At 38.0% G+C, this 21,537-nt stretch carries 22 protein-coding genes; 5 read left to right on the top strand and 17 right to left on the bottom strand.

Going from position 1 to position 21,537, the window contains the following annotated elements:
- Positions 1-137 precede the first annotated feature (137 nt).
- From lepA to gpr, 4 genes are all read right to left on the bottom strand, one after another.
- Positions 138-1,973 (bottom strand): translation elongation factor 4, encoded by a 1,836-nt coding sequence (gene lepA / locus ACNSTQ_RS02915; RefSeq protein ID WP_418198352.1) that lies wholly within the window; start codon positions 1,971-1,973, stop codon positions 138-140.
- Between the two features lie 133 nt (positions 1,974-2,106).
- Positions 2,107-2,499, bottom strand: coding sequence for a DUF3679 domain-containing protein (locus ACNSTQ_RS02920; protein WP_418198353.1), 393 nt, complete (start codon positions 2,497-2,499; stop codon positions 2,107-2,109).
- A gap of 42 nt (positions 2,500-2,541) precedes the next feature.
- On the bottom strand, positions 2,542-3,714 hold the full coding sequence (gene spoIIP / locus ACNSTQ_RS02925; protein WP_418198354.1) for a stage II sporulation protein P: 1,173 nt from the start codon (positions 3,712-3,714) through the stop codon (positions 2,542-2,544).
- 739 nt (positions 3,715-4,453) lie between these two features.
- The gene (gpr, locus tag ACNSTQ_RS02930; protein ID WP_418198355.1) at positions 4,454-5,578 is read right to left on the bottom strand and encodes a GPR endopeptidase; all 1,125 of its coding nucleotides are present in this window, start codon (positions 5,576-5,578) and stop codon (positions 4,454-4,456) included.
- Positions 5,579-5,904: 326 nt separating this feature from the next.
- Here gpr and rpsT point away from each other — a divergent pair, with 326 nt between their 5' ends.
- Positions 5,905-6,171 (top strand): 30S ribosomal protein S20, encoded by a 267-nt coding sequence (gene rpsT / locus ACNSTQ_RS02935; protein WP_418198356.1) that lies wholly within the window; start codon positions 5,905-5,907, stop codon positions 6,169-6,171.
- 140 nt (positions 6,172-6,311) lie between these two features.
- Here rpsT and holA read toward each other — a convergent pair whose 3' ends face one another.
- Positions 6,312-7,331 carry a DNA polymerase III subunit delta gene (gene holA / locus ACNSTQ_RS02940; protein ID WP_418198357.1) on the bottom strand — a complete coding sequence of 340 codons (1,020 nt, stop codon included), beginning with the start codon at positions 7,329-7,331 and terminating at the stop codon, positions 6,312-6,314.
- Positions 7,332-8,018: 687 nt separating this feature from the next.
- Here holA and ACNSTQ_RS02945 point away from each other — a divergent pair.
- A complete protein-coding gene (locus ACNSTQ_RS02945) occupies positions 8,019-8,156 on the top strand; it encodes a YqzM family protein (RefSeq protein ID WP_209122973.1) in 138 nt (45 codons plus the stop codon).
- 47 nt (positions 8,157-8,203) lie between these two features.
- On the opposite strand, the gene ACNSTQ_RS02950 is transcribed toward ACNSTQ_RS02945, so the two are convergent.
- The 4 genes from ACNSTQ_RS02950 to ACNSTQ_RS02965 form a co-directional block, all read right to left on the bottom strand.
- A complete protein-coding gene (locus ACNSTQ_RS02950; protein WP_418198358.1) occupies positions 8,204-10,528 on the bottom strand; it encodes a DNA internalization-related competence protein ComEC/Rec2 in 2,325 nt (774 codons plus the stop codon).
- An 18-nt stretch (positions 10,529-10,546) separates the two neighbouring features.
- Positions 10,547-11,113, bottom strand: coding sequence for a ComE operon protein 2 (locus ACNSTQ_RS02955; protein WP_418198359.1), 567 nt, complete (start codon positions 11,111-11,113; stop codon positions 10,547-10,549).
- 776 nt (positions 11,114-11,889) lie between these two features.
- Positions 11,890-13,176 (bottom strand): homocysteine synthase, encoded by a 1,287-nt coding sequence (locus ACNSTQ_RS02960; RefSeq protein WP_418198360.1) that lies wholly within the window; start codon positions 13,174-13,176, stop codon positions 11,890-11,892.
- Positions 13,177-13,285: 109 nt separating this feature from the next.
- Positions 13,286-13,897, bottom strand: a complete 612-nt coding sequence (locus ACNSTQ_RS02965) for a helix-hairpin-helix domain-containing protein (protein WP_418198361.1) — start codon at positions 13,895-13,897, stop codon at positions 13,286-13,288.
- Positions 13,898-13,930: 33 nt separating this feature from the next.
- On the opposite strand from ACNSTQ_RS02965, the gene ACNSTQ_RS02970 reads away from it, so the two are divergent.
- Entirely contained in the window at positions 13,931-14,197 is a 267-nt protein-coding gene (locus ACNSTQ_RS02970) for a DUF2533 family protein (RefSeq protein ID WP_418198362.1), read from the top strand.
- 114 nt (positions 14,198-14,311) lie between these two features.
- Complete coding sequence (gene comER / locus ACNSTQ_RS02975) at positions 14,312-15,148, top strand: late competence protein ComER (protein WP_418198363.1); 837 nt, start codon at positions 14,312-14,314, stop codon at positions 15,146-15,148.
- A gap of 56 nt (positions 15,149-15,204) precedes the next feature.
- On the opposite strand, the gene ACNSTQ_RS02980 is transcribed toward comER, so the two are convergent.
- From ACNSTQ_RS02980 to yqeH, 7 genes are read right to left on the bottom strand one after another with little or no spacing between them, the layout of a single operon-like run.
- Positions 15,205-15,945, bottom strand: a complete 741-nt coding sequence (locus ACNSTQ_RS02980; RefSeq protein ID WP_418198364.1) for a class I SAM-dependent DNA methyltransferase — start codon at positions 15,943-15,945, stop codon at positions 15,205-15,207.
- Positions 15,946-15,964: 19 nt separating this feature from the next.
- Positions 15,965-16,318, bottom strand: coding sequence for a ribosome silencing factor (gene rsfS / locus ACNSTQ_RS02985; protein WP_418198365.1), 354 nt, complete (start codon positions 16,316-16,318; stop codon positions 15,965-15,967).
- Positions 16,319-16,334: 16 nt separating this feature from the next.
- Positions 16,335-16,901 (bottom strand): bis(5'-nucleosyl)-tetraphosphatase (symmetrical) YqeK, encoded by a 567-nt coding sequence (gene yqeK / locus ACNSTQ_RS02990; protein ID WP_418198366.1) that lies wholly within the window; start codon positions 16,899-16,901, stop codon positions 16,335-16,337.
- Positions 16,870-17,466, bottom strand: coding sequence for a nicotinate-nucleotide adenylyltransferase (locus ACNSTQ_RS02995; protein ID WP_418198367.1), 597 nt, complete (start codon positions 17,464-17,466; stop codon positions 16,870-16,872). Before ACNSTQ_RS02995 ends, yqeK begins: the two co-directional genes overlap by 32 nt.
- 25 nt (positions 17,467-17,491) lie before the next feature.
- The gene (gene yhbY / locus ACNSTQ_RS03000) at positions 17,492-17,785 is read right to left on the bottom strand and encodes a ribosome assembly RNA-binding protein YhbY (protein WP_418198368.1); all 294 of its coding nucleotides are present in this window, start codon (positions 17,783-17,785) and stop codon (positions 17,492-17,494) included.
- Positions 17,786-17,790: 5 nt separating this feature from the next.
- On the bottom strand, positions 17,791-18,630 hold the full coding sequence (aroE, locus tag ACNSTQ_RS03005; protein ID WP_418198369.1) for a shikimate dehydrogenase: 840 nt from the start codon (positions 18,628-18,630) through the stop codon (positions 17,791-17,793).
- Between the two features lie 15 nt (positions 18,631-18,645).
- Positions 18,646-19,752 carry a ribosome biogenesis GTPase YqeH gene (yqeH, locus tag ACNSTQ_RS03010; RefSeq protein ID WP_418198370.1) on the bottom strand — a complete coding sequence of 369 codons (1,107 nt, stop codon included), beginning with the start codon at positions 19,750-19,752 and terminating at the stop codon, positions 18,646-18,648.
- 706 nt (positions 19,753-20,458) lie between these two features.
- Between yqeH and ACNSTQ_RS03015 the strand changes: the two genes are divergently transcribed.
- On the top strand, positions 20,459-20,599 hold the full coding sequence (locus tag ACNSTQ_RS03015) for a sporulation histidine kinase inhibitor Sda (protein WP_418198371.1): 141 nt from the start codon (positions 20,459-20,461) through the stop codon (positions 20,597-20,599).
- Positions 20,600-20,898: 299 nt separating this feature from the next.
- Here ACNSTQ_RS03015 and ACNSTQ_RS03020 read toward each other — a convergent pair whose 3' ends face one another.
- Positions 20,899-21,102: a hypothetical protein gene (locus ACNSTQ_RS03020; RefSeq protein WP_418198372.1), complete on the bottom strand. Its 204-nt coding sequence runs from the start codon at positions 21,100-21,102 to the stop codon at positions 20,899-20,901.
- Positions 21,103-21,537: the final 435 nt, after the last annotated feature.

Consider the following 21,537-nt stretch of genomic DNA (forward strand, 5'->3'; position numbering starts at 1 on the left):
TGTCATCTCTCTTATTCATTAGTTATCGTTCTTGATCAAAATTACACCTAGGAATCGAAAAAACTTTCTTAGGTGGTAAAAAACCGCAGGATTTTTAGGCCTGCGGTTTTGCTTAGTCTATAAGTTAGTAAATCCAGTTATTTCGAAGGGTTCGAATCGTCCATACGCAATACGGCCATAAATGCTTCTTGCGGTACTTCTACACTACCAACACTCTTCATACGCTTTTTACCTTCTTTTTGCTTTTCAAGAAGTTTACGTTTACGAGAAATATCTCCCCCGTAACATTTCGCTAAAACGTTTTTACGCATTGCTTTAATCGTTGAACGTGCAATAATCTTTTGCCCTATACTTGCTTGAACAGGCACTTCGAATTGTTGTCGCGGAATAAGTTCTTTTAACTTCTCAACGATAATTTTTCCACGATCGTAAGCAGAATCACGGTGAACAATGACCGATAAGGCATCCACCTTTTCAGCATTTAATAGGATATCCATCTTCACTAGTTTCGATTCCTTATAGCCAATTAACTCATAATCAAACGAAGCATAGCCTTTTGTATTTGATTTTAATTGATCAAAGAAATCATAAACGATCTCAGACAACGGAATATCATAAACGATGGATACTCGGTTTTCATCTAAATATTGCATATCGATAAAAATACCGCGCTTGCCTTGGCAAAGCTCCATAACCGCACCAACATAATCGTTTGGCACCATCACTTTTGCTTTAACATAAGGCTCTTCAATTCGCTCAATCTTTTGTGGATCCGGCATTTTCGATGGATTATCAATTTCTAATACTTCTCCATCTGTTTGGTAAACGGAATACACAACACTAGGCGCTGTCGTTATAAGGTCTATATTAAATTCTCTTTCAATACGCTCTTGGATGATCTCCATGTGAAGTAACCCTAAGAAACCACAACGGAAACCAAAGCCTAAAGCTTGCGACGTTTCCGGCTCAAATTGTAAAGACGCATCATTTAATTGGAGACGCTCTAACGCTTCACGTAAATCATTATAATCTGCTGTATCAATAGGATAAATACCACAGAATACCATTGGGTTCATTTTACGGTAACCAGGTAACGCAGCATCAGCAGGATTATCTGCAAGTGTAACGGTATCACCGACACGACAGTCACTTACATTCTTAATTGAAGCTGTTAAGAAACCTACGTCACCAACAGTTAATTCATCGCGACGAGTTGGTTTCGGCGTGTATACTCCAACTTCATTTACTTCAAACTCTTTCCCTGTTGCCATCATTCGAACCTTTTGACCAGGCTTAACCGTACCTTCAATAATTCGGATATACGCAATAACACCACGATACGAATCATACAAAGAGTCAAAAATTAATGCCTTTAATGGTGCTTCAGGATCCCCAGTTGGTGCTGGTACTTTTTCTACTACTTGCTCTAAAATTTCTTCGATCCCAATGCCATTTTTGGCAGACGCAAGAACAGCATCAGAAGCATCCAAACCAATGACATCTTCTACTTCTTTTTTCACTCGTTCAGGCTCAGCACTTGGTAAATCAATCTTGTTAATGACTGGTAAAATCTCTAAGTCATTATCTAAAGCTAGATAAACATTCGCAAGTGTTTGAGCTTCAATTCCTTGAGCTGCATCGACGATAAGCAGAGCCCCTTCACACGCCGCTAAACTTCGTGAGACCTCATACGTAAAGTCGACGTGTCCTGGTGTATCAATCAGGTGAAAAATATACTCTTCGCCATCGCTTGCTTTATAAGTAAGCTGTACAGCATTTAATTTTATTGTAATTCCACGTTCACGTTCTAAATCCATCGAGTCGAGAATTTGTTCTTTCATTTCGCGTTGCGTTAACGCACTCGTCTTCTCTAGAATTCGGTCCGCTAACGTTGATTTTCCATGATCGATATGAGCAATAATCGAAAAGTTTCTAATTTTCGATCTGCGCGCTAAACGTTGTTCTTTATTCATAGTCATTATCACTCCTATATGCACTAAGTTTGATTATACCAATGTGTTGCTCTTCCTTCAATAACCGTAGTGATCTGGAGGGTAAAAAAATAAAAACCTCTGCCTATATAGACAGAAGTTTATTGATTATTCGTTAATTGTTGAGCCAACCGTGAATAATTCCTGTAATGGCTGAAACGGTATGGTAAACGATTAGTTCTAGTAGTTCTCCTATATTTGAACCGAGCTCAGAATAAAAATTAAAAGCACCGACATCCGCAGCGAGTTGCTGTTTCTCTTGTAATTCTTGGGTTGTTTTTACTCGTTCTTGTGTAGACTGCTCGTTTTCAGGTGGTGGTACGGTTTTCTTCTCATCTCTCACTTCTTGTTTTTCAATTGACGGGGAGGAAGGTGCCGTGACCGTCTGTTCTGCTTCCTTTTTGCCAAACAGGCTTAATGTTCCTTCATTTGCTTGGTGAATTCCAAAGACAACTCCAAACAATAAGATCGTTAGTACAAAAAATGTTTTAAGCAAAAATTTGGTCATCCCTCTTCCTCCTCATCTTTTCCGGTTTTATATTTGCTGACGTTACTCTGTTGATACTTTTGCTTGCTCCCAGTAAAATTCACTAAATACTTCAGCAAAGGCATCCGCTGATCGGAAGTTTTCTTCCACTGAGTTTTCAACTCCACCAAACTCTATCAATATTGAATTCTCGTGTAAGTCTTGATTGTAGACGCCATTTCTGCCTATTCCACCCATTTCTACAACCCCGCGGCTTAAACCAGGGTATTTTTTCTCAAGTCGGTGGTGTAAGTCTTGAGCTAATTTCTTATTTCGTTCATTGTTTCGATTATCTCTTCCAATGACAAAGTATATTCGTGCATAATGTTCACCATTAATCGTAACTGTCGTATTATCTCTTAATAAAGAGTCACGGTGTAAATCGAAGAAAAAGTCTAATTGATCATTATTAGCCATTGCTTCTTTCACAAATTCTCTTGACGCCTCGTACGATCGATGATATTTCCAATCACGTTCATTCAATACGCTTTGAATGTCAGTACGATCGACATCCGTCCCTATGCCGTGATTTCTTAAAGATTGCCCTAATCTCTCACCAACAAGTGAAATATTGACTTCAGAGTGCCATGCTTCGTTCGGATTTGTTACACCCTTTAACTCTGGTAAAAACGACTCTCTTGTATGCGAATGAATAATATGAACCACTTTTCGGTCACCTGTTGTCATCTCAGGTTGCGCTTGATCTGTCGGCTTGTCCAACCCATCAAAAGAAGTTGTTGCCGCTTCTCGTTCTGCCATTAACACTTCCATTGGCGGTGCTGACTCAATGGGCATATTCGTGTAATCTGAACCTTCACCGGCAACGACGATATTCCCATCAAACAATGCAAATCCGGGTAACTCCCTCCCCAACAAACTCCTCGGGTCATCGGGGTTTATACTCGTCGCCAGTTCAAATGCGATACTAGACAAATTAGGAGGTTCGCTTTCTTCAGGCAACGCCTGTTGAAAATATCTATTTTCCATCCCCATTAAGTAAACGAGGTTTTCTCCAGTAACTTGAGTTGTCCAACTATGAACCGTAGAAGAGGCCATGCCGTATCCTGGATCAATGGATGTTAACATGCCTGTAAATATAAAAACGGCGATAATACCAACAATAATAAAAACGGCAATTTTTCTAAGACTTGTCCTATTTATTGAGATGGTCAAACCATGGAATCGGTTTCTCCTCATACTCCCACCCTTTCGATTACTCTTATCACAATCTATGTACAAGCTGTCTTGAATAGAACTAAAAAAGCTTTCCGTTTTCGTGAAGAAACATTCGCATACGCTTAAAGTGATAAAGGAAAAAACAAGTGAAAAATTTATACGGAGTGGTTTTCATAGATGATGAGGGACATTTCGGGTTAGAAATGTTGAGGAAGTGTCCTTCATTGTGCTGATGAAGGACATTTCAGGTTTGAAATGTAAGGGTAGTGTCCTTCATTGTGCTGATGAGGGACATTTCAGGTTTGAAATGTAAGGGAAGTGTCCTTCATTGTGCTGATGAAGCACATTTCGGGTTTAAAATGTAAGGGAAGTGTCCTTCATTGTGCTGATGAGGGACATTTCAGGTTTGAAATGTGAGGGTAGTGTCCTTCATTGTGCTGATGAGGGACATTTCAGGTTTGAAATGTAAGGGAAGTGTCCTTCATTGTGCTGATGAAGGACACTTTAGGTTTGAAATGGGAGGGTAGTGTCCTTCATTGTGCTGATGAGGGACATTTCAGGTTTGAAATGGGAGGGTAGTGTCCTTCATTGTGCTGATGAGGGACATTTCAGGTTTGAAATGTAAGGGTAGTGTCCTTCACATGGATGAAGAACGTTTGTTTTATTCAATAACTTTAAATAGTAAAAAAGCTGCTTCTATGAAGAAGCAACTTTTTGTAGTTGATAAGCATTAAGGGTCTGTAATCCATTTACAATCCGCTTAATGCGTATAAGACCCAACATTATCTTGATCCACTTCGCCGTGGAGTGCTGCATTAAGTCCCATTGCAAGTACATTTGCCATATCGTCGATAAATACATCGATTTCCTTTGGTGTGACCATTAAATTATGTCCTAGCGGTGCTAACACTTCACGAATGAGCTGGCGCTTTTCTTCTTCCTCTAACGTACCTACCATTCCTAAAATGGTCTGGCGCTTTGACTCATCTGGTAAATCTTCATCCGTCAACTGACGCTTTTCACCGAACATCATTCCTGCAGGAGTTAAAGCTCTCGAAGGTTTATTTCCTTCTTTCATTTCTTTGCCAAAATGTTTTAAAACAAAATCAATCGTATCACTCGTGATCGAAACTGCGTCTACTACAGTAGGAATACCAACGGCAATAACAGGAATTCCCAATGTTTCTTGACTTAACTCTTTACGTTTATTGCCCACTCCGCTTCCAGGGTGAATGCCTGTGTCAGAAACTTGTATCGTTGTATTGACTCTTTCAATCGAACGAGAAGCTAATGCATCAATCGCGATGACAAAATCAGGTTTTGTTTTTTCAATAACACCGTGGATAATGTCACTTGTTTCAATTCCAGTTATCCCCATTACACCAGGTGCGATGGCACTAACTGGACGAAAGCCGTCTTCTACCTGTTCTGGTGCCAACGCAAATAAATGATTAGTAATGAGTAGATTTTCTACTGCAATCGGTCCCAAAGCATCTGGCGTCACATTCCAATTTCCTAGCCCGACAACAAGGCAACTCGAATCTCTAGTAATATTAAGCTCTTCCAAAAATAAATTAAATTCTCGTGCAAAGACAGCTTCCACTTTTTCTTGAAGTGCTGTATCTTTTTTTCGTATGCCTTGTGTTTCAAACGTTAAGTACCTACCAGCTTTTTTACCTAATCTCTCAGCACCTTGGTCTGTGATTTCTACTCTAGTTATTTTTACACCTTCTTGTTCTCTTTCTTTAACAACAACACCTTCAATTGTTCTTTTTTCTTTGGCAGGAGCCTTTTTTTGTTCTTCTTCCTGAACAAGTTCATGAGCCTCTACCGCTAAGTCTGTTCGGACGTTATATTTACTTATGTCTAAATCTTTTTCAGCCACAGAGAATCCTCCTTTTTCAACACACACTAGTAAAGGTTGTTCAAAAAGTCCGGGAAAAATCTCTTTCGAATTTCTTCGTTAGCTTGCTCTTCCTCGCTTCACGTATCAACACCATACGCTCCAGTGCTCAGAGACTGCGCTTCCTTGAACTTCTTGGATCTTTTTGTCCTCCTTTTTCAACACACACTAGTAGTGTTCCTTTTGAAAATAGGTTTCCCGTGAAGAAGCTTTTCATTCTTCTATTGCAATTATTCATGGTTTTTGATAGAATGCTGTTTGTTGTACTTATTCACTGTTGTGAAGGTTGCATCAGGGAGGTGAAAGGAATGCCTAACATTAAATCTGCGATTAAACGTGTAAAAACTAACGACAAGCGCCGTGTGCAAAACACTTCTCAAAAGTCTGCTCTTCGTACTGCTATCAAGAACTTTGAAGCGAAAGTTGCAGCTAACGAAGTAGAAGCAGCGAAAGAAGCGTATGTTACAGCTGCTAAAAAGCTTGACAAAGCAGCAAGCAAAGGCCTTATTCATAAAAATGCAGCATCTCGTCAAAAGTCTCGTTTACAAAAGCAATTAAACGAAGTTTCTGCATAATCGAATGATTGGCTTAGTTTTAAAAAAGTTAACTTTTTTAAGGTAAAAAGCGGAGGAACTCTTTTTGAGTTACTCCGCTTTTTATATTTTTATTAAAATTTTGATCTTGTACATGAACCCGGTTAAAGTGTTACACTGAATTACCTGTGAAATTCCATCAAAAGCAACTCAATTGCTAAATGTTTATCCACTTGTCCACTTTTAATGTTAAAGTCAGTCTCCGCAAGTCGCTCTAATAAACGAAATAATGTAGCTTCTTGAAATGCTTTTCCTTGTTGTCCCGCTAACTTAACAGCATACGGGTGAACTTTAATTTGACCGGCAATCTGTTGTTGTGAATACCCTCTTTTCAACAGTTCTTTTACTTGATAAATGATGCGTACTTGACGGGCTAATAAAGCGACAAGCTTAATTGGATCTTCTTTTTGTTGCATTAAGTCAAAATAAATCTCTAGAGCTTTTTCAATACGTTTGTGTACGATATGGTCGATTAACATAAATACATCTTGCTCAACTGTCTTTGCTACAAGTTGATCAACTACCGTTTCATCAATCATCCCATGCTCCCCTACGTAGAGAGAGAGCTTTTCAATTTCATTAATGAGCATTAATAAATTTCCACCTAATAATTGAATTAACTTTTCTTTGCCACCTGAGGTCAATTCAATCGAGTGAGTCATCGCTTGTTCATTTATCCACTCGTTTAGCATTTTTTCGTCAAACTCTTTCGTATCAACAACTTCTGCTTCTTTTCTTAACGATTTAACTATCTTTTTGCGTTCATCTAATTTTTCATACGGTGCTATTAAAATAAAAACTGTTTCTTGAACAGGATTTTGTACATAGGTTTCCAGTAATTTTAAATTATGCTCAATTTTACTATCGTCTTTTTGTGCGGTTAAAAAATAGGCATCTTTAGCGATAACTACACGTTTTGCCCCTAAAAATGGAAGTGTTTGAGCATCTTCTACAGCAACATCTATCGCAGTCTCCTTTAATTCATACGTTGATAAATTAAAGTCTAACTCATCTTCCGTCAATGCTTTGGCAACAATCGATTGAATTAAATCATCAACTAAAAAACGTTCTTCACCAATAAACAAATAAAGCGGGGAAATTTTTTCTTTTAGAATGTTTCGTTTTGTTTCTATGTATGACATTTTTACGTCCCTTCCTAATGGTTGGATATTCCTAAAAGAGATTGGTAATATTATTATGGGGAATATCAAAAGTATTGTCCACACTTACGAAGGAATTTAAACATGAAAAAGAGGCCAACCCATTGTCATTGGCTCCCAAACTTAATCCAATACTAATGAAATGAGCAAGTCAGTTCATTAACATAAGTTAAGAACCAATTTCATGAGTTAACCTCCATTTATGATAAACGCCATCAAACGGACCCTAGGAAACCCCTCTAATGGCGATAATCATGTTCGGCGACCTCTACACTAGTTATGATATCCTATGCAGTTAAAAACTATAGGTGACAACTCTTTACAGCAGTGGAAGACAATGATTTAAAATTTGACAATACGTAAATTCAAAAAAGGCATCGTACGAAGGTGAGGGAAATCTCGCTAGTCGCTGGGCGCTGGAGCTAGACGAGAAAGGCGCAAGCGCCCGTTTAGCGACGTACGGACTGGACTGAGCCCGTAGGAGATAAAGGAAACACGATGAACGGGAGTGAGTCGATGTTGACTTATCGTACGAAGGTGAGGGAAGTCTCGCTAGTCGCTGGGCGCTGGAGCTAGACAGCTGCGATTATTCACAGAAAGGACTATGGATAGTATGGATTTTTTTCTTGTCTTCCCTTATACTAAAGAATGAAATAGGAGGGGTTACTAATGAGTGAGTTCGAAAAAAGAGTACAATGTAAACGCAACGACGCAATTGATTCAGGTGTTGGGTTTATCGTTTCTTTCGGCTTCTTTGCCACTTTATTTATTATCGCTTCACTAGTTGACGTATTCGGCAACATGTAAGACAACCATACTTAAAGAGAGAGGGTTACCGCATTGGTAACCCTTTTTCATTTTTGTTTGATGGCCGTCTCTATATGAAGAAGCCCTTTTTTCGAAAAGACGTATCGGATAGCACCATGTTCATCCGTACGATAAATTGGAATGTTGCGTTCATTAAATGTTTCAATCACCTCCTCGTGAGGATGTTGAAACCGATTATTTCTTCCGGCCGAAATGAGGACTATTTTGGGTTGAATATGATCGATAAATGGAGGAGTTGACGACGTACGGCTTCCATGATGACCAGCCTTTAAAATATCGACGTCTAAATCAACAAAATCACGAATAAGACGAGCTTCACCACTTTCCTCTAAATCACCGGTAAAAAGCCACTTGACGCCACCTAATGTACTATATAAAACAATTGATCGATTATTAAGGCTGTCTTCACTTCCTTGAGGTGATAAAACACGAAAGTCACTTCCTGCCATAGACCACCCCATTCCTTCTTTAGCAAATTGTATGGTTGTACCTCTCTGTTGAAATTCGGTTAATAAATAGCGCTCAAAATCTCCTTCAACAGGTCCGTATGCATAGACGATTTCATCTATATTCACTTGATCAAGAAGTGCCTCAGCACCACCAATATGATCGTAATGACCGTGCGTTAAAATTAACTTATCAATCGTGCGAATTCCTTTTGCTTTGAGAAAAGGAACGACGATATGTTTGCCGACATCAAATTCACGTGATCGCCTTTTCCATTCTTCTTCTCTTCCAAAACTCACCAGGCCTCCGCTATCGATTAAATAAACCGCTTTTCGATGAGGGAGTTCAATGAAAATACTGTCACCTTGCCCTACATCTAACATTGTCACCTCACCTTGTCCTTTAAAATAAGGGCTTAGAAAATGGATGAACATCAGACTGGTCAGAACGCCCATAAGAATTGCCCAACGTTTGAGCGAAAATTTCCTCTCATAAAAAAGGAACGCTACAAAGCAAATGAAAATTATTGAGAAAGCAACCCAAATATCAAATTGACCAAAAAGGATTGAACTAAAAGGCAAGTTATTAAGAAACGTTAAACTTGCATGTGAATAAACAATTATTCCATTAAGCACTTCTAAAAGCGAGTTTCCAAAAAAAGGTGAAATCAAATGAATACAATAAGTTAAAAAAACAGCAGGCAAAACAAGTAAAGAAATAAATGGAATAAATACGATATTAAGCGGAAGGCTTAACCAGGAAATTTCGTAAAAGTGGAAAACGATTATAGGAAAAGATGCGAGCTGTGAAATGGTAGTCACGGTTACCAGTTGCTGTAAATAATGACTCTGTTTACTCACCAACTCTGAGGAAACAATTAAAGTAAAGCTGATTAAGAATGATAATTGAAAGCCTAATTGGTATAAGGAATAAGGAGATAGAAGTAAATACAAAAGACAAACGAAACTAATTCCATCAAGTGGATGTAATTTCTTTTTTATCCGCAATGAAACGAGGATGACAACCGTCATACATACCGCACGAATAACAGAAGGAGCACCTCCTGCAACAACCATGTACATCGGTAATAATACTAACAATAAATCAATCGTTCGCTCACGTGTGAGACCAAAACGAATAAGAAGAAAGAATAACGCTGAGAAAATTAGTCCTACATGAAGACCAGAAACAGCTAAAAGATGAATGACACCTAAACGCTGATACGCTTCTAACACATCCTCCTCCATACTCGCTCGATCACCAAATAGTAAAGCAGTAACAATTCCCTTTGACCCATCTGGATATTGGTCACTAATGTATTGAATTCCATGTTGCCGAATGGTTTGAAGCGCATAGCGAACAGAAAACGAAGGGGAGTGGCATTTTGAGACCTCTATAGTCTCAGGATGGAAAGTCCAATGGATTTTTTGATAAAAGAGAAACTCTTGATAATCAAAGGCATAGAAGTTGGTTGACGGCGAAGGTTTACGAAGCTTGCCTTGCAGAGGGCATTTCATTCCGACAGTAAGAGCTTTTAATTGCAGTTGCTCTTGTTCGGATTTAATTAAATAATTGGTCTGTAATTTTTCACCTGTTACGGTCTTGAATTGAAAGCTTAGGCGATCGCCATTTATTTGCGGAATGGAACTAATCGTACCAATAAAAGAGGTTTGTTCGGAGGAATAATTCGTCACATTATTTTTATGAACGTAGGAACTACTCGAAAAAAATAACAGTAAGCAAAGGACAAGAAAAAGTCCATCAATCCTTATCCTTCGCCTGTGAACCATTAAATCATAACTTAAGAACGCTATCAGAAAAAGTAACCAAACTTGAAATTCTTTTGTAGCTATTACAATACTAATGATCGCTGCCAACACAACAATATGCCAACGTCCAGTCAAAGAAATAACTCCTTTACATTAAAGTGGAGTATAGAGCTTGTTTGCTTCATCACGAAGCTTTTTAAGCTCGGTTTCTGAAATCCCGCTTGCAGCGAGCTTTTCCAATAATGATGCTGTAAATTGAAGCTTTTCATTTGAATTTTTATCTAAGATCATTTCTTCCAATTCCACTTGCTTCACTTTCACCCCTGCTTGTTCAAGTAACTCTAACGCATACGGATGATTTTTATAATCGGCTGAATAATACACGGCCGAAATGCCACTCTGGATAATGCTCTTCGTACAGTTTAAGCACGGAAAATGAGTAACATAAATTTCTGCTCCTTGTGTTGGAACGCCAAATTTAGCGCATTGCAAAAGAGCATTCACTTCCGCGTGGATCGTCCGAATACAATGGTTGTCCACGACATAACAACCTTCATCTATACAATGATCACTTCCGGAAATCGATCCGTTATACCCTCCTGCAATAATTCGTTTATCCCGGACAATTGTAGCCCCTACCATCAAACGTGTACATGTACTCCTCATCGCAAGTAAATGACTTTGTGCAATAAAATACTGATCCCATGAAATTCGATTCACCTTTTTTCAACTCCTAGTCAATTTGCTTCTATGCCTATAGTTTATCCAACGTCAGAAACATGCGTCAATGGTAAGAAAAGCGGAAGAGGCCGTTTAGTACGACAAGCGCTGGAGGGCCAGCAATACGTGGCTTGCTCTTTACTCATGTTTGAAGATAGATAAGCGAGCACAAAGTATACTCGACGGTACGTAGCTTAATAATGAAAGGTGACACAAACTATACTATCATTACTTTTTTGGAGCATTAGCAGAAATTTGAGGGCTAGCCTGAATTAATGGAGTAAAAATTTGAGGGCATTAGACGTTAGGGGACTGAGAGGACCTTAATTTAGTGAAAACCCCCTCATTTATGGATTTCACGGACTGAGAGGCTCTTATTTGCCTAAAATCATTACACAACTCCATGAAAACTAGTAAATAAGGGCTTCTGAGTCCTCTAAACTAAACAAAAGTGGCTTATTGACACAAATAAAGACCTCTCAGTCCCCCTATTCTATTTCATGTTGGAGTTAGCAGTTACTAATAAGCATGGACTTGTGAAGTCTTTGAAACGATGAGCATGTGAAGCCTGTGAAACAATGCGCGCGCCAACTCCAACTTAAAAACTAGCCGAACATTCGTATTTGCATAGGCAGGCCGACTGACCACTGCCCCCGCCATCCAAAGGTTTTTCCTCAAGGAAAAAAGGCGACTCCAGTAAAGTAATCACGACAATAAAATGGATTGTCATCACATCATACCGCGTAACCAATACTTAGGAGTCACCCTCACCCTGCTTAGCTTTGGCTCTTTACAAGCGCTTGCTCAATATCATGAATAATATCATTTACATTTTCAATTCCGATTGAAAGACGGATAAGCTCTGGCGTTACGCCAGCTGCTCTTTGATCTGCTTCAGACAACTGTTGGTGGGTTGTGCTTGCAGGGTGAATGACGAGCGATTTCGCATCACCTACATTGGCAACATGGGAAAGCAATTCTAGTGCATTGATGAATTTCTTTCCTTCTTCCGTACCACCTTTAATACCAAACGTAAGAATTGCTCCTTTACCATCTGGTAAGTATTTGTTGGCTAAATCGTATGAGCGGTGTGACGGTAGGCCGGCATAACTTACCCACTCGACAAGCTCATGGTTATCTAAAAATTGAGCCACTTTCTCCGTATTTTCACAATGACGCTCCATACGCAAGTGAAGCGTTTCTAATCCTTGTAATAATAGGAAAGAGTTTAACGGCGCAATTGCTGGTCCTAAGTCACGTAACAGCTGTACACGCGCTTTAATAATGTATGCTAAGTTTCCTAAAGCTTCAGTATAGACTAAACCGTGATAACTCGGATCCGGCTCAGACAGTCCAGGAAACTTCCCGTTACCCCAGTCGAACTTTCCACCATCAACAATAACTCCACCAATTGATGTTCCATGTCCACCCATAAATTTAGTCGCAGAATGAACAACAATATCCGCTCCGTGCTCAATCGGACGACATAATGCTGGTGTTACTAAAGTCGCATCAACCATAAGCGGAATTCCATTTCGGTGAGCAACGGCTGCCACAGCTTCTACATCCAGAATGTCTCCTTGAGGATTTCCAATCATTTCACCATATAGCAACTTCGTATTCGGTGTGATCGCGCGTTCAAATGCTTCAGGATCCGTACCATCAACAAGGTGAACGGTAATTCCCATCTTTTTTAACGTATGTACAAATAAGTTGTACGTTCCCCCGTATAATGCACTTGAAGCAACGATTTCATCACCATTCTCACATATGTTAAGGATAGCTAGGTGTATAGCTGAACTTCCGCTAGCTGTAGCGAGCGCTGCCACTCCGCCTTCTAGCTCAGCGACACGTTTTTCGAATACGTCTTGTGTCGGGTTCATAATACGCGTGTAAATATTCCCAGGTTCTGCCAAAGAAAAAAGGTTCGCTGCATGTTCAGTGCTTTTAAAGCCGTATGATGTTGTTTGATAAATAGGTACAGCTCTTGATTGCGTGGTAGGATCTACTTCTTGTCCTCCATGAACAGCAATAGTTTCTAAAGACCACTTGTTTTCACTCATGCTTTTCTTCCTCCTACTCCCACCCAAAAAAATCAGATAGAAATTATATGAATTTTCCGCTGATTATATCCTTTATCTAGCCAGTTGTCAATTTATTATGAGTTTTCTGTTATCTTACTGCTATATCATCTTTCATCTTTTCAATGGATTTTGGACCAATGCCTGAGACATTTTGTAATTCTTCGACGGTTTGAAAGGGACCATTTTCATCACGATATGAAATGATTGCAGTTGCTTTTGCCGGACCGATACCAGGCAGTTTTTGAAGTTCATCGGCTGTTGCCTGATTAATGTTAATTGTTCCATTCTCACTTGTTGATGATTGGTTACCGACCATAACTGACTCTGACATCGGCGGATCTTCCTCCCCCACTTTAGGAATATATATCGCCATTGCATCAGAAAGAATTGCAGCTAAATTAATTTTCATTTCATCTGCATCTGGGGTTAACCCACCCGCTAATTCAATGAGATCTTTCATTCGTTGCCCCTCTTCTAGTTCGTAAACACCTGGTGAAATAACTTCTCCTTTTACATCGACAATAATTGAAAGGTTCGGTTCAACTATAACTTGTTCTTTTTCCTCCTCTTCTTCATAGTACCAGTTTAGTTCTTCTGCATCGGAGTTGTTGTCAAAGTCAAAAATAAAGCTTACACTTACTACTAGAAGTGATACTCCAATCAAACAAACGAGCCATAGCTCACGCTTGGAGAATTTCATCATTACACCTCGCTTTAGGAAAGGATGTTAAATATGAGTGTACACTTAGCGATATCTAAACAGGTTGAAAACCATATAAATGGACAAATGGAGTTTAAAAGGCTAGAGGCCATGCGGGAAGCAACTATTGAAAAGGTAGTAGCTGATGCGAAGAAAGGTAACGATTTTTCAGTTACTGAAATTAATCAAATTACAAACGAGATGAACGGAATTGCGATGAAGTTTGGTTTTCCGACTAGAAAAACGGTGACCAAAGAAATGGTTACTGAATACACAAAGAGATCGAAAGCAAACCGTTAATTTAAAAATAAACATAATACGATAGCATCCCTCATATATTTACGTTAAAGACTGTCTAGAGGACATTCTGTAGCCCCTATGTGAGCACAGCGTGAGGAAAAGGAGGGATGCAACATGAATATTGGGATAATCGGTACAGGAAGCATGGGAACCATTTTAATTGATTCCTTGATTGAAGCAAAAGCTGTCACTCCATCCCAGCTGTTCATTCATAATCGCACATTAGAAAAAGCAAAAAATCTTGGGAAGAAGCACCATTCACTTAACATATGTGAAACACCAAATGAGGTTGTACGGAAAACGGACTTCATTTTCATTTGTGTTAAACCTCTACAATTTCACTCGTTATTAGAGTCGATTCAGGCCGATTTTTACAGCAACCAATTACTCGTTTCCATTACAAGTCCGATTGCCGTACAGCAGCTTGAACAGATGGTAAATTGTAAAGTGGCAAGAGCAATTCCGAGTATTTTAAACCGGGCACACGCGGGTCCTTCACTACTAAGTTTCGGTAGCCGTTGTTCAAGTAAAGATAAAGAGGTACTCACCTCCCTTCTCAGTCATATTTCTACTCCTCTTGTCATTGAAGAAAATGTTACGAGAGTTGCTTCGGATATCGTAAGTTGCGGTCCTGCTTTTTTTAGTTACATTTTACAACGATTTGTGGACGCGGCTGTAAGACAAACTGAAATTACAGAAGAAGATGCAACGACACTTGCAACGAATATGATCATCGGAATGGGGAAACTGTTGGAAAAAGAGGTTTTTACATTACCAACATTACAACAAAGAGTCTGTGTACCTGGGGGCATCACTGGTGAAGGAATTAAAGTTTTAGAAGAAGAAATTGGTCAAATGTTTGATCATCTTTTTCAGCAAACACATGCCAAGTATTACGAAGACAAAGAGTTAATTGAACAACAATTTTCTTCTAAAACATACAAAGAATAAGACAAGAGACTTTACTCGTCTCTTGTCTTATTCTTTGTTTAAATTCAAATTCCTGCTTATTTTTTTCGCGCCACAAAAAAAATTCGCTCACTGATTTCAGTAATCTCTTTACCAAAGTCTGCACTGATTTCCAGAACTGAAAACCCTGCCTCTTCTAACCACTGTTTATATTGCTCAATAGTATAGGTTCGCTGTTCATGGAACTCTTCATAACGAGCATATGTCTGATCTTCATTTTGAACAAAAAACGTTAAATCGTGTTCAACACTATATGGAAATTCTCCTTCAAACACCTTCCAAATATACGAGATATTTTCATCGTCATCTGCAAAAATTTGCCCCGTAAAAATTTCGTCCATTTTATAACACGAATGGACATCCAATAGTAATAATCCATTATCCTTTAATGATCGGTTAAAGGCTAAGAATGCAGCTTGAACATCGTCTTCATTCGGTAAGTAGTTTAAACTGTCACAATACGTAAGAACTGCGTCAAAATGACCAAGTCCTTCTAAATGTCTCATATCTTGCTCAAACAACTTTGCAGTTACCTTTGCTGCCTCAACCTTATTATTGGCAACGACCAACATATCACTCGATAGATCGACTCCTGTCACATCGTACCCGTTTTTGGCTAATCGAAGCAAAAGTTCTCCAGTCCCGCAACCAACATCTAATAATTCTTTAGCTTCTGGTAAATATAGGTGCAGCTTTTCTTTTGTGAATGTTAACCACTCATCATACGGTGCGTCCTTCATTAATTGATCATATAAGTAAGCAAACTGCTCGTAGTTCATCGTTTTTCCTTCCTATCAACTACAGTAGTTCCCCTTCAAGCTCCATCACTTGTGCGTCGCCCCATAGTTTTTCTAAATTGTAGTATGAACGTTCGTCATGGTGGAACACATGCACCACAATGTCGTTTAAGTCAACAAGGACCCAACGTGCTTGATCAAATCCTTCTAAACGTTTTAAATCAATTCCATTTTCTTGAGCGACTTTCTTTAGTTCATGTGCGATCGCCTGCACTTGTTTATCTGAGTTCCCGTGACAAATAATAAAATAGTCAGCAATTAGAGAAACACCCTTCATATTGAGCACGACAATATCTTCCGCTCTCTTGTCATCAATTGCATTTACAGCTAGTTTTAATACTTTATTTACATCCATTAAGTTAATTACCTCCTTATTTTTTCCGTTCAGTTATTAGGTGATTGTAAGCTGCTAAAGTATCTGGATATACCAATTGATTTTTTTTCATTAAAAATGCCATCGTATTACGTAACGACATAATGCATGCATAATTTAGATCTTTTACAGCAACTTCTCTCACTTCTTCCACACCAGGAAAATGCCTTCCAGGTTCAATATAGTCAGCTAAAAAAACGACCTTTTCTAACGTTGTCATATCCGGTTTACCCGTCGTATGAAAACGGATGGCAGATAATACTTCCTCATCACTGATTCCAACCTCATGTTTTACCCAATACGCTCCACATGGGGCATGAAGTAATTCATCACCATAATTAAGAAAATCATCACCTAAATTTTGTTCTTTTATGAGCTGACGCATTTCTTCTTTCGGTCGAAATTTAGCATAATCGTGAAAAATGCTAGCTAGTTCCGCTTTTCCTTGGTCGATCCCTTCTTGTTTAGCAAGTTGTATGGCCGTTTCCATTACACCGATTGTATGAGTATAACGATGATCGGTTAAGTGAGGCTTAACGATTTCTAACGCTTGTACTCGTTCCATATAACTTTCTCTCCTCAATAAACTGACGGACTTGTTCAGGTACAAAGTAGCGAATGCTCCGCCCATCTTTAAGTCTGTCTCTAATATCTGATGAAGAAATATCCACTTGAGGAATCGTTAATAATTTCAACTTCTCTTCATACTTGGAAGAGTGGGAGTATCCAGGTCGCTGAAGGCCAACGAACGTCACATACTCAAACAACTCATCGATACGTTCCCACGTATGGAGTTGTTCAATCATATCTCCACCAATAATAAAGTAAAATTCCACATCTGGTAATCTCATTTTAAGCTCTTTTAATGTGTCTACTGTATAAGAGGGGCCTTTTCGCTCTAACTCAACGGTAGAAACAATAAATTGCTCAACACCTTCAATTGCTTTGGTTACCATCTCGATACGGTCAGTAACAGATGATACATCATCGTTTTTTTTATGGGGAGGAATATTTGCTGGCATAAACCATAGTTCATCTAACTTACATTGCTCCAGTACTTCTTGAGCAATGAGTAAGTGCCCGATATGCGGAGGGTCAAATGTACCTCCAAGAATACCGATTTTTCGCATAATCCTTCTCCCCTTTATCTTCTAATTATTGTGGGAGCTCCAGCTGTTTATTTTCTCTTGATTCTTTATACAATACTATAGTATTCCCAATCACTTGAACAATTTCAGCTCTGGTCCCTTTACTTAAATCATTTGCCACTTCATCTTTATCGTCTTCACAATTTTGTAAGACGCTTACCTTTAATAATTCTCTTGCTTCTAATGCATCATTAATTTGTTTAATCATATTGTCATTCACTCCGCCTTTTCCTACTTGAAAAATAGGTGTTAGGTGATGTGCCTTAGAGCGTAAGAAACGTTTTTGTTTTCCTTTTAACATGTATTTTAAAATCCTCCTAGTTGTTTTAATACAATATTTTCCATTTCATGGCGGTCAGGTGCAACACCTGTCCACTTTTCAAAAGCGAGTGCTCCTTGTTCCACGAACATCCCAACTCCATTTAGAATGGTTGCTCCTTTACCTTCTGCTTCAAGCAAAAGTTTCGTCTTTAAGGGATTATAAATTAAGTCACTCACGACTGCTGCTTTTTTTAAATTCTTTAAATGAATTGGCAGATGATCTGTGTGAGGACTCATTCCAACTGAAGTCGTATTAATAATTAGATCATATTCGTTCAGTCGTTCCCCGGCTTCTTCTATTGAAAGAACCTCTACGTCTGCCTGACCACAATTACATTCACTTGCAAGTATCGCTGCTTTTTCATTTGTACGATTTGCAATGTCCAACTCGGAAACACCGTACTTGGAAAGAACCGTAAACACAGCACGTGCCGCTCCGCCGGCACCAATAATCAATGTCTTCATCTGCTGAAGCTCTTGTCCAGTTACTTTCAATAATGATTGTAAGTAACCTTCTCCATCCGTGTTATAACCGATTAGTTTTCCATCTTTATTTACAACTGTATTAACAGCACCAATTAACTTAGCTTCCTCTTCAACCTCATCTAGAAACTTCATCACATTTACTTTATGAGGAATAGTTACGTTAAATCCCTTAATTCCTAGTGCACGGATTCCTGAAATTGCAGCTTCAAGGTCTTCTTCCTTTACATCAAAAGCCTGATAATGATGGTCTACGTCTAGATTTCGAAAAGCATCATTATGCATACTTGGTGACATCGAATGACTTACCGGGTGACCAATCAATCCAAATAGTTTCCCCATCGTTCTCTCTCCCTTTTAAATGAGCGCTGGACGAATCGTTACACCTACACCTTTAGGAGCATATGCTTGGACGTGTACATTTTCTTGATGTATTGAAACCCACCCTAAACCAGAATAGACAATATCGCTTTTTTCTTTGATGTAAAATTCATGTTTAACTAGTTCCGGTAGGTTTTCTTTTGTTTCCGGCCCTGGTGGTGACAACAATTCACCTAAGTGATTTTGATACAACTCATCTGCCTTCTCCAATTTTGTTCGATGAATATGAATTTCGTTTGAGAAATAACAAACAAATGAACTTCTCTCTCCTTCTACAAAATCAAACCTTGCTAATCCACCAAAATACAATGTTTGTTCTCGGTTTAATTGAAACACCATGGCTTTAATTTCTTTTTTCGGTGTGATCGTTTTTAATTCTTTTTTATCAATATAATGAGCGATTTGATGGTGATTAATTATACCAGGTGTGTCATATAGAGCAGAGCCATCGTCTAACGGAATATCAATCATATCTAAGGTCGTACCAGGAAAGTGTGATGTCGTAATTAATTGCTCTTCATCGCCACCAAATTCTTTAATCAATCGATTGATAAATGTGGACTTCCCGACATTTGTACAACCGACAACGTAAACATCTTTACCTTTTCTCAGCTCTTCGATGCGATTAGCCACATCTAATACACCATGACCTTTTTCAGCACTAATCAACATCACATCAATTGGTTTCAAACCTAAATCTTTTGAGGAGCGTTTCATCCAATTAATCAATTTGTTAGGATTCAGCGATTTAGGAAGCAAATCCACTTTATTTCCTACTAAAAGAACATCATTATTACCTACAAAACGGTGTAAGCCAGGTAACCAACTTCCATTGAAGTCAAAAATATCAACGATTTTTACGATGAGAGAATTGGTTTCCCCTAACGTATTTAAGATTTTTAAGAAATCATCATCTGTTAATTTAACATCCTGGACTTCATTATAATGTTTTAAACGGAAGCAACGTTGACAGATAATTACATCGCGTTCTAATGCTGAAGCTGGGGCGTACCCCAATTCACTTTTGTCAATGGATTGAACTTTGACACCGCAACCAGCACAAATAATATCTTTTTCTTCCACTATTCATCCTCCAATGTTCGTGCTTTTAAGTAACTTTTCTTTTCTCTACACTTTTCCTTATTCTTATTATTTGAAACAAGTATCTTGTTATCCTCTTATGTTTAATGAGTTTCTGGAAAATGTGTAAGATGTTTTCTTTTCGGGTATATCATTTGACGAGTTTGATTTATCAATAAGGATAAATGTTCCAAACCTTTAATCAAACCGTAAGTATACAATTTTTTTCTGTATATTTCAATCTTTTTATCTAGCGGAGTTGATGCTTTTATGAGAGCAGTAATGTTGTTATGTAAGGATGAGCACAAAAGAACGATGATTCCCCAAATGACTTGAGACAACTAATCTCTAAAAAATATGGGATATTTCGAAAAAATTCGTTTCTTTTCAAAAAAATTTAAAAAAGTTTTCGACAAAAATTGGCTGTTATCTACACTGTGGATAACTTTATTCACCTATTAACATCTTATAAATTATGGAATTTTTACATTTATAAACAAGTAATCAACAAGTTATCCACTGTTAATTGTGGATAAATCGAACGGTTGTTCTATTTTTTTGTACATGTTAGGATTAGGTTACAACAAATTGGAAATCCTATTAGTATATTAATCGACCTAGTAAAACATGCTTAATACATAAAAATATACCTGTTATCCGTTACTTTTCACTCGTCAAGTAATTTTCCTTTTGAAGGAGGTTAATATTAATGAAGAAATTATCAGATGATCTATTAATTGAAACGTACTTTAAGGCTATCGAACTTAAATTAAGTGAAGATTTTATCTACCTCATTAAACTTGAAATTGACCGTCGTTCGTTAGCAGACAAAATTAAACTCACTTCTTAATACACCTTAGAAAATCAACAGACCGACTCGGTATATTCTCGAGTTGGTTTTTTTTGTAATATATTTTTGTATACACGGTTAAATGTGTATTGCAAAAAAACAACCCTTCTCACAACTTCTCCTATAAAACATAATAAAGAAAATTTGCCGATTAGGCGAGCCTTTCAGCGAAGACAGCGACGGAGTTGTACTTATAGCCAATCCAAAAGATACGTCGAGTATGCTTCTTTGCTGACAATTAATACTTTCTTAATTACGAAAAAGGACACCCAAGTAAACTGATTTGGATATCCTCTGCTTTATCGAATTTTAATATATTCTCTTGGTCTAAACGGTTCAAGCTGTTGGATTTGTTGCGGTGCTTCTAAAATGCCCATATTTTCATGCTCTTCATCTAGATTATACATTTGAATCATGCGGTCATTATATGAATTGGCTTGCCAGGCAGCGATAAACAGGATCGTAAAGATGGACAACGCAACTAAACCTTTTCTAAGTCTCATTTTTTTCACTCCAGTATTTTCTAAAAGAAAGTGGTTGTACTTATAGAATGAAAAATAAACGAAAGATTTATACATAGATTTAGTAAAAAGTTACATATTTTTGTCAATTAGGTGAAAACTATCAGTGTTTTTACACGCTTTAAAAAAAATTTTTTTTTTCGTTTTTGCGAATTTCTACATATTTAAATTGAACAATAAATACTGAGTGTTTTGCTATGGTTTCAAAGGTGCAAGTGTTTTTAATTTATTATATAATTTGTTTTAGCCTTGTAATGTCCGCATATCATGAACGATGAAGCACCTTTTTTAAGTGAAATGAATTTATTGTTCGTAAAACGTATTTCTTTGACATAGCAATCTCGGTGTTCTCTAAAGAGGCTGAAGTAAATGCTAGTGATAAGTTCCTCACGATAAATGAGTAGTTACTCTTGATGT

Origin of the sequence: Alkalihalobacterium sp. APHAB7 (genome assembly GCF_048323755.1) — a bacterium.
Taxonomy (GTDB): domain Bacteria; phylum Bacillota; class Bacilli; order Bacillales; family Bacillaceae_F; genus Alkalihalobacterium.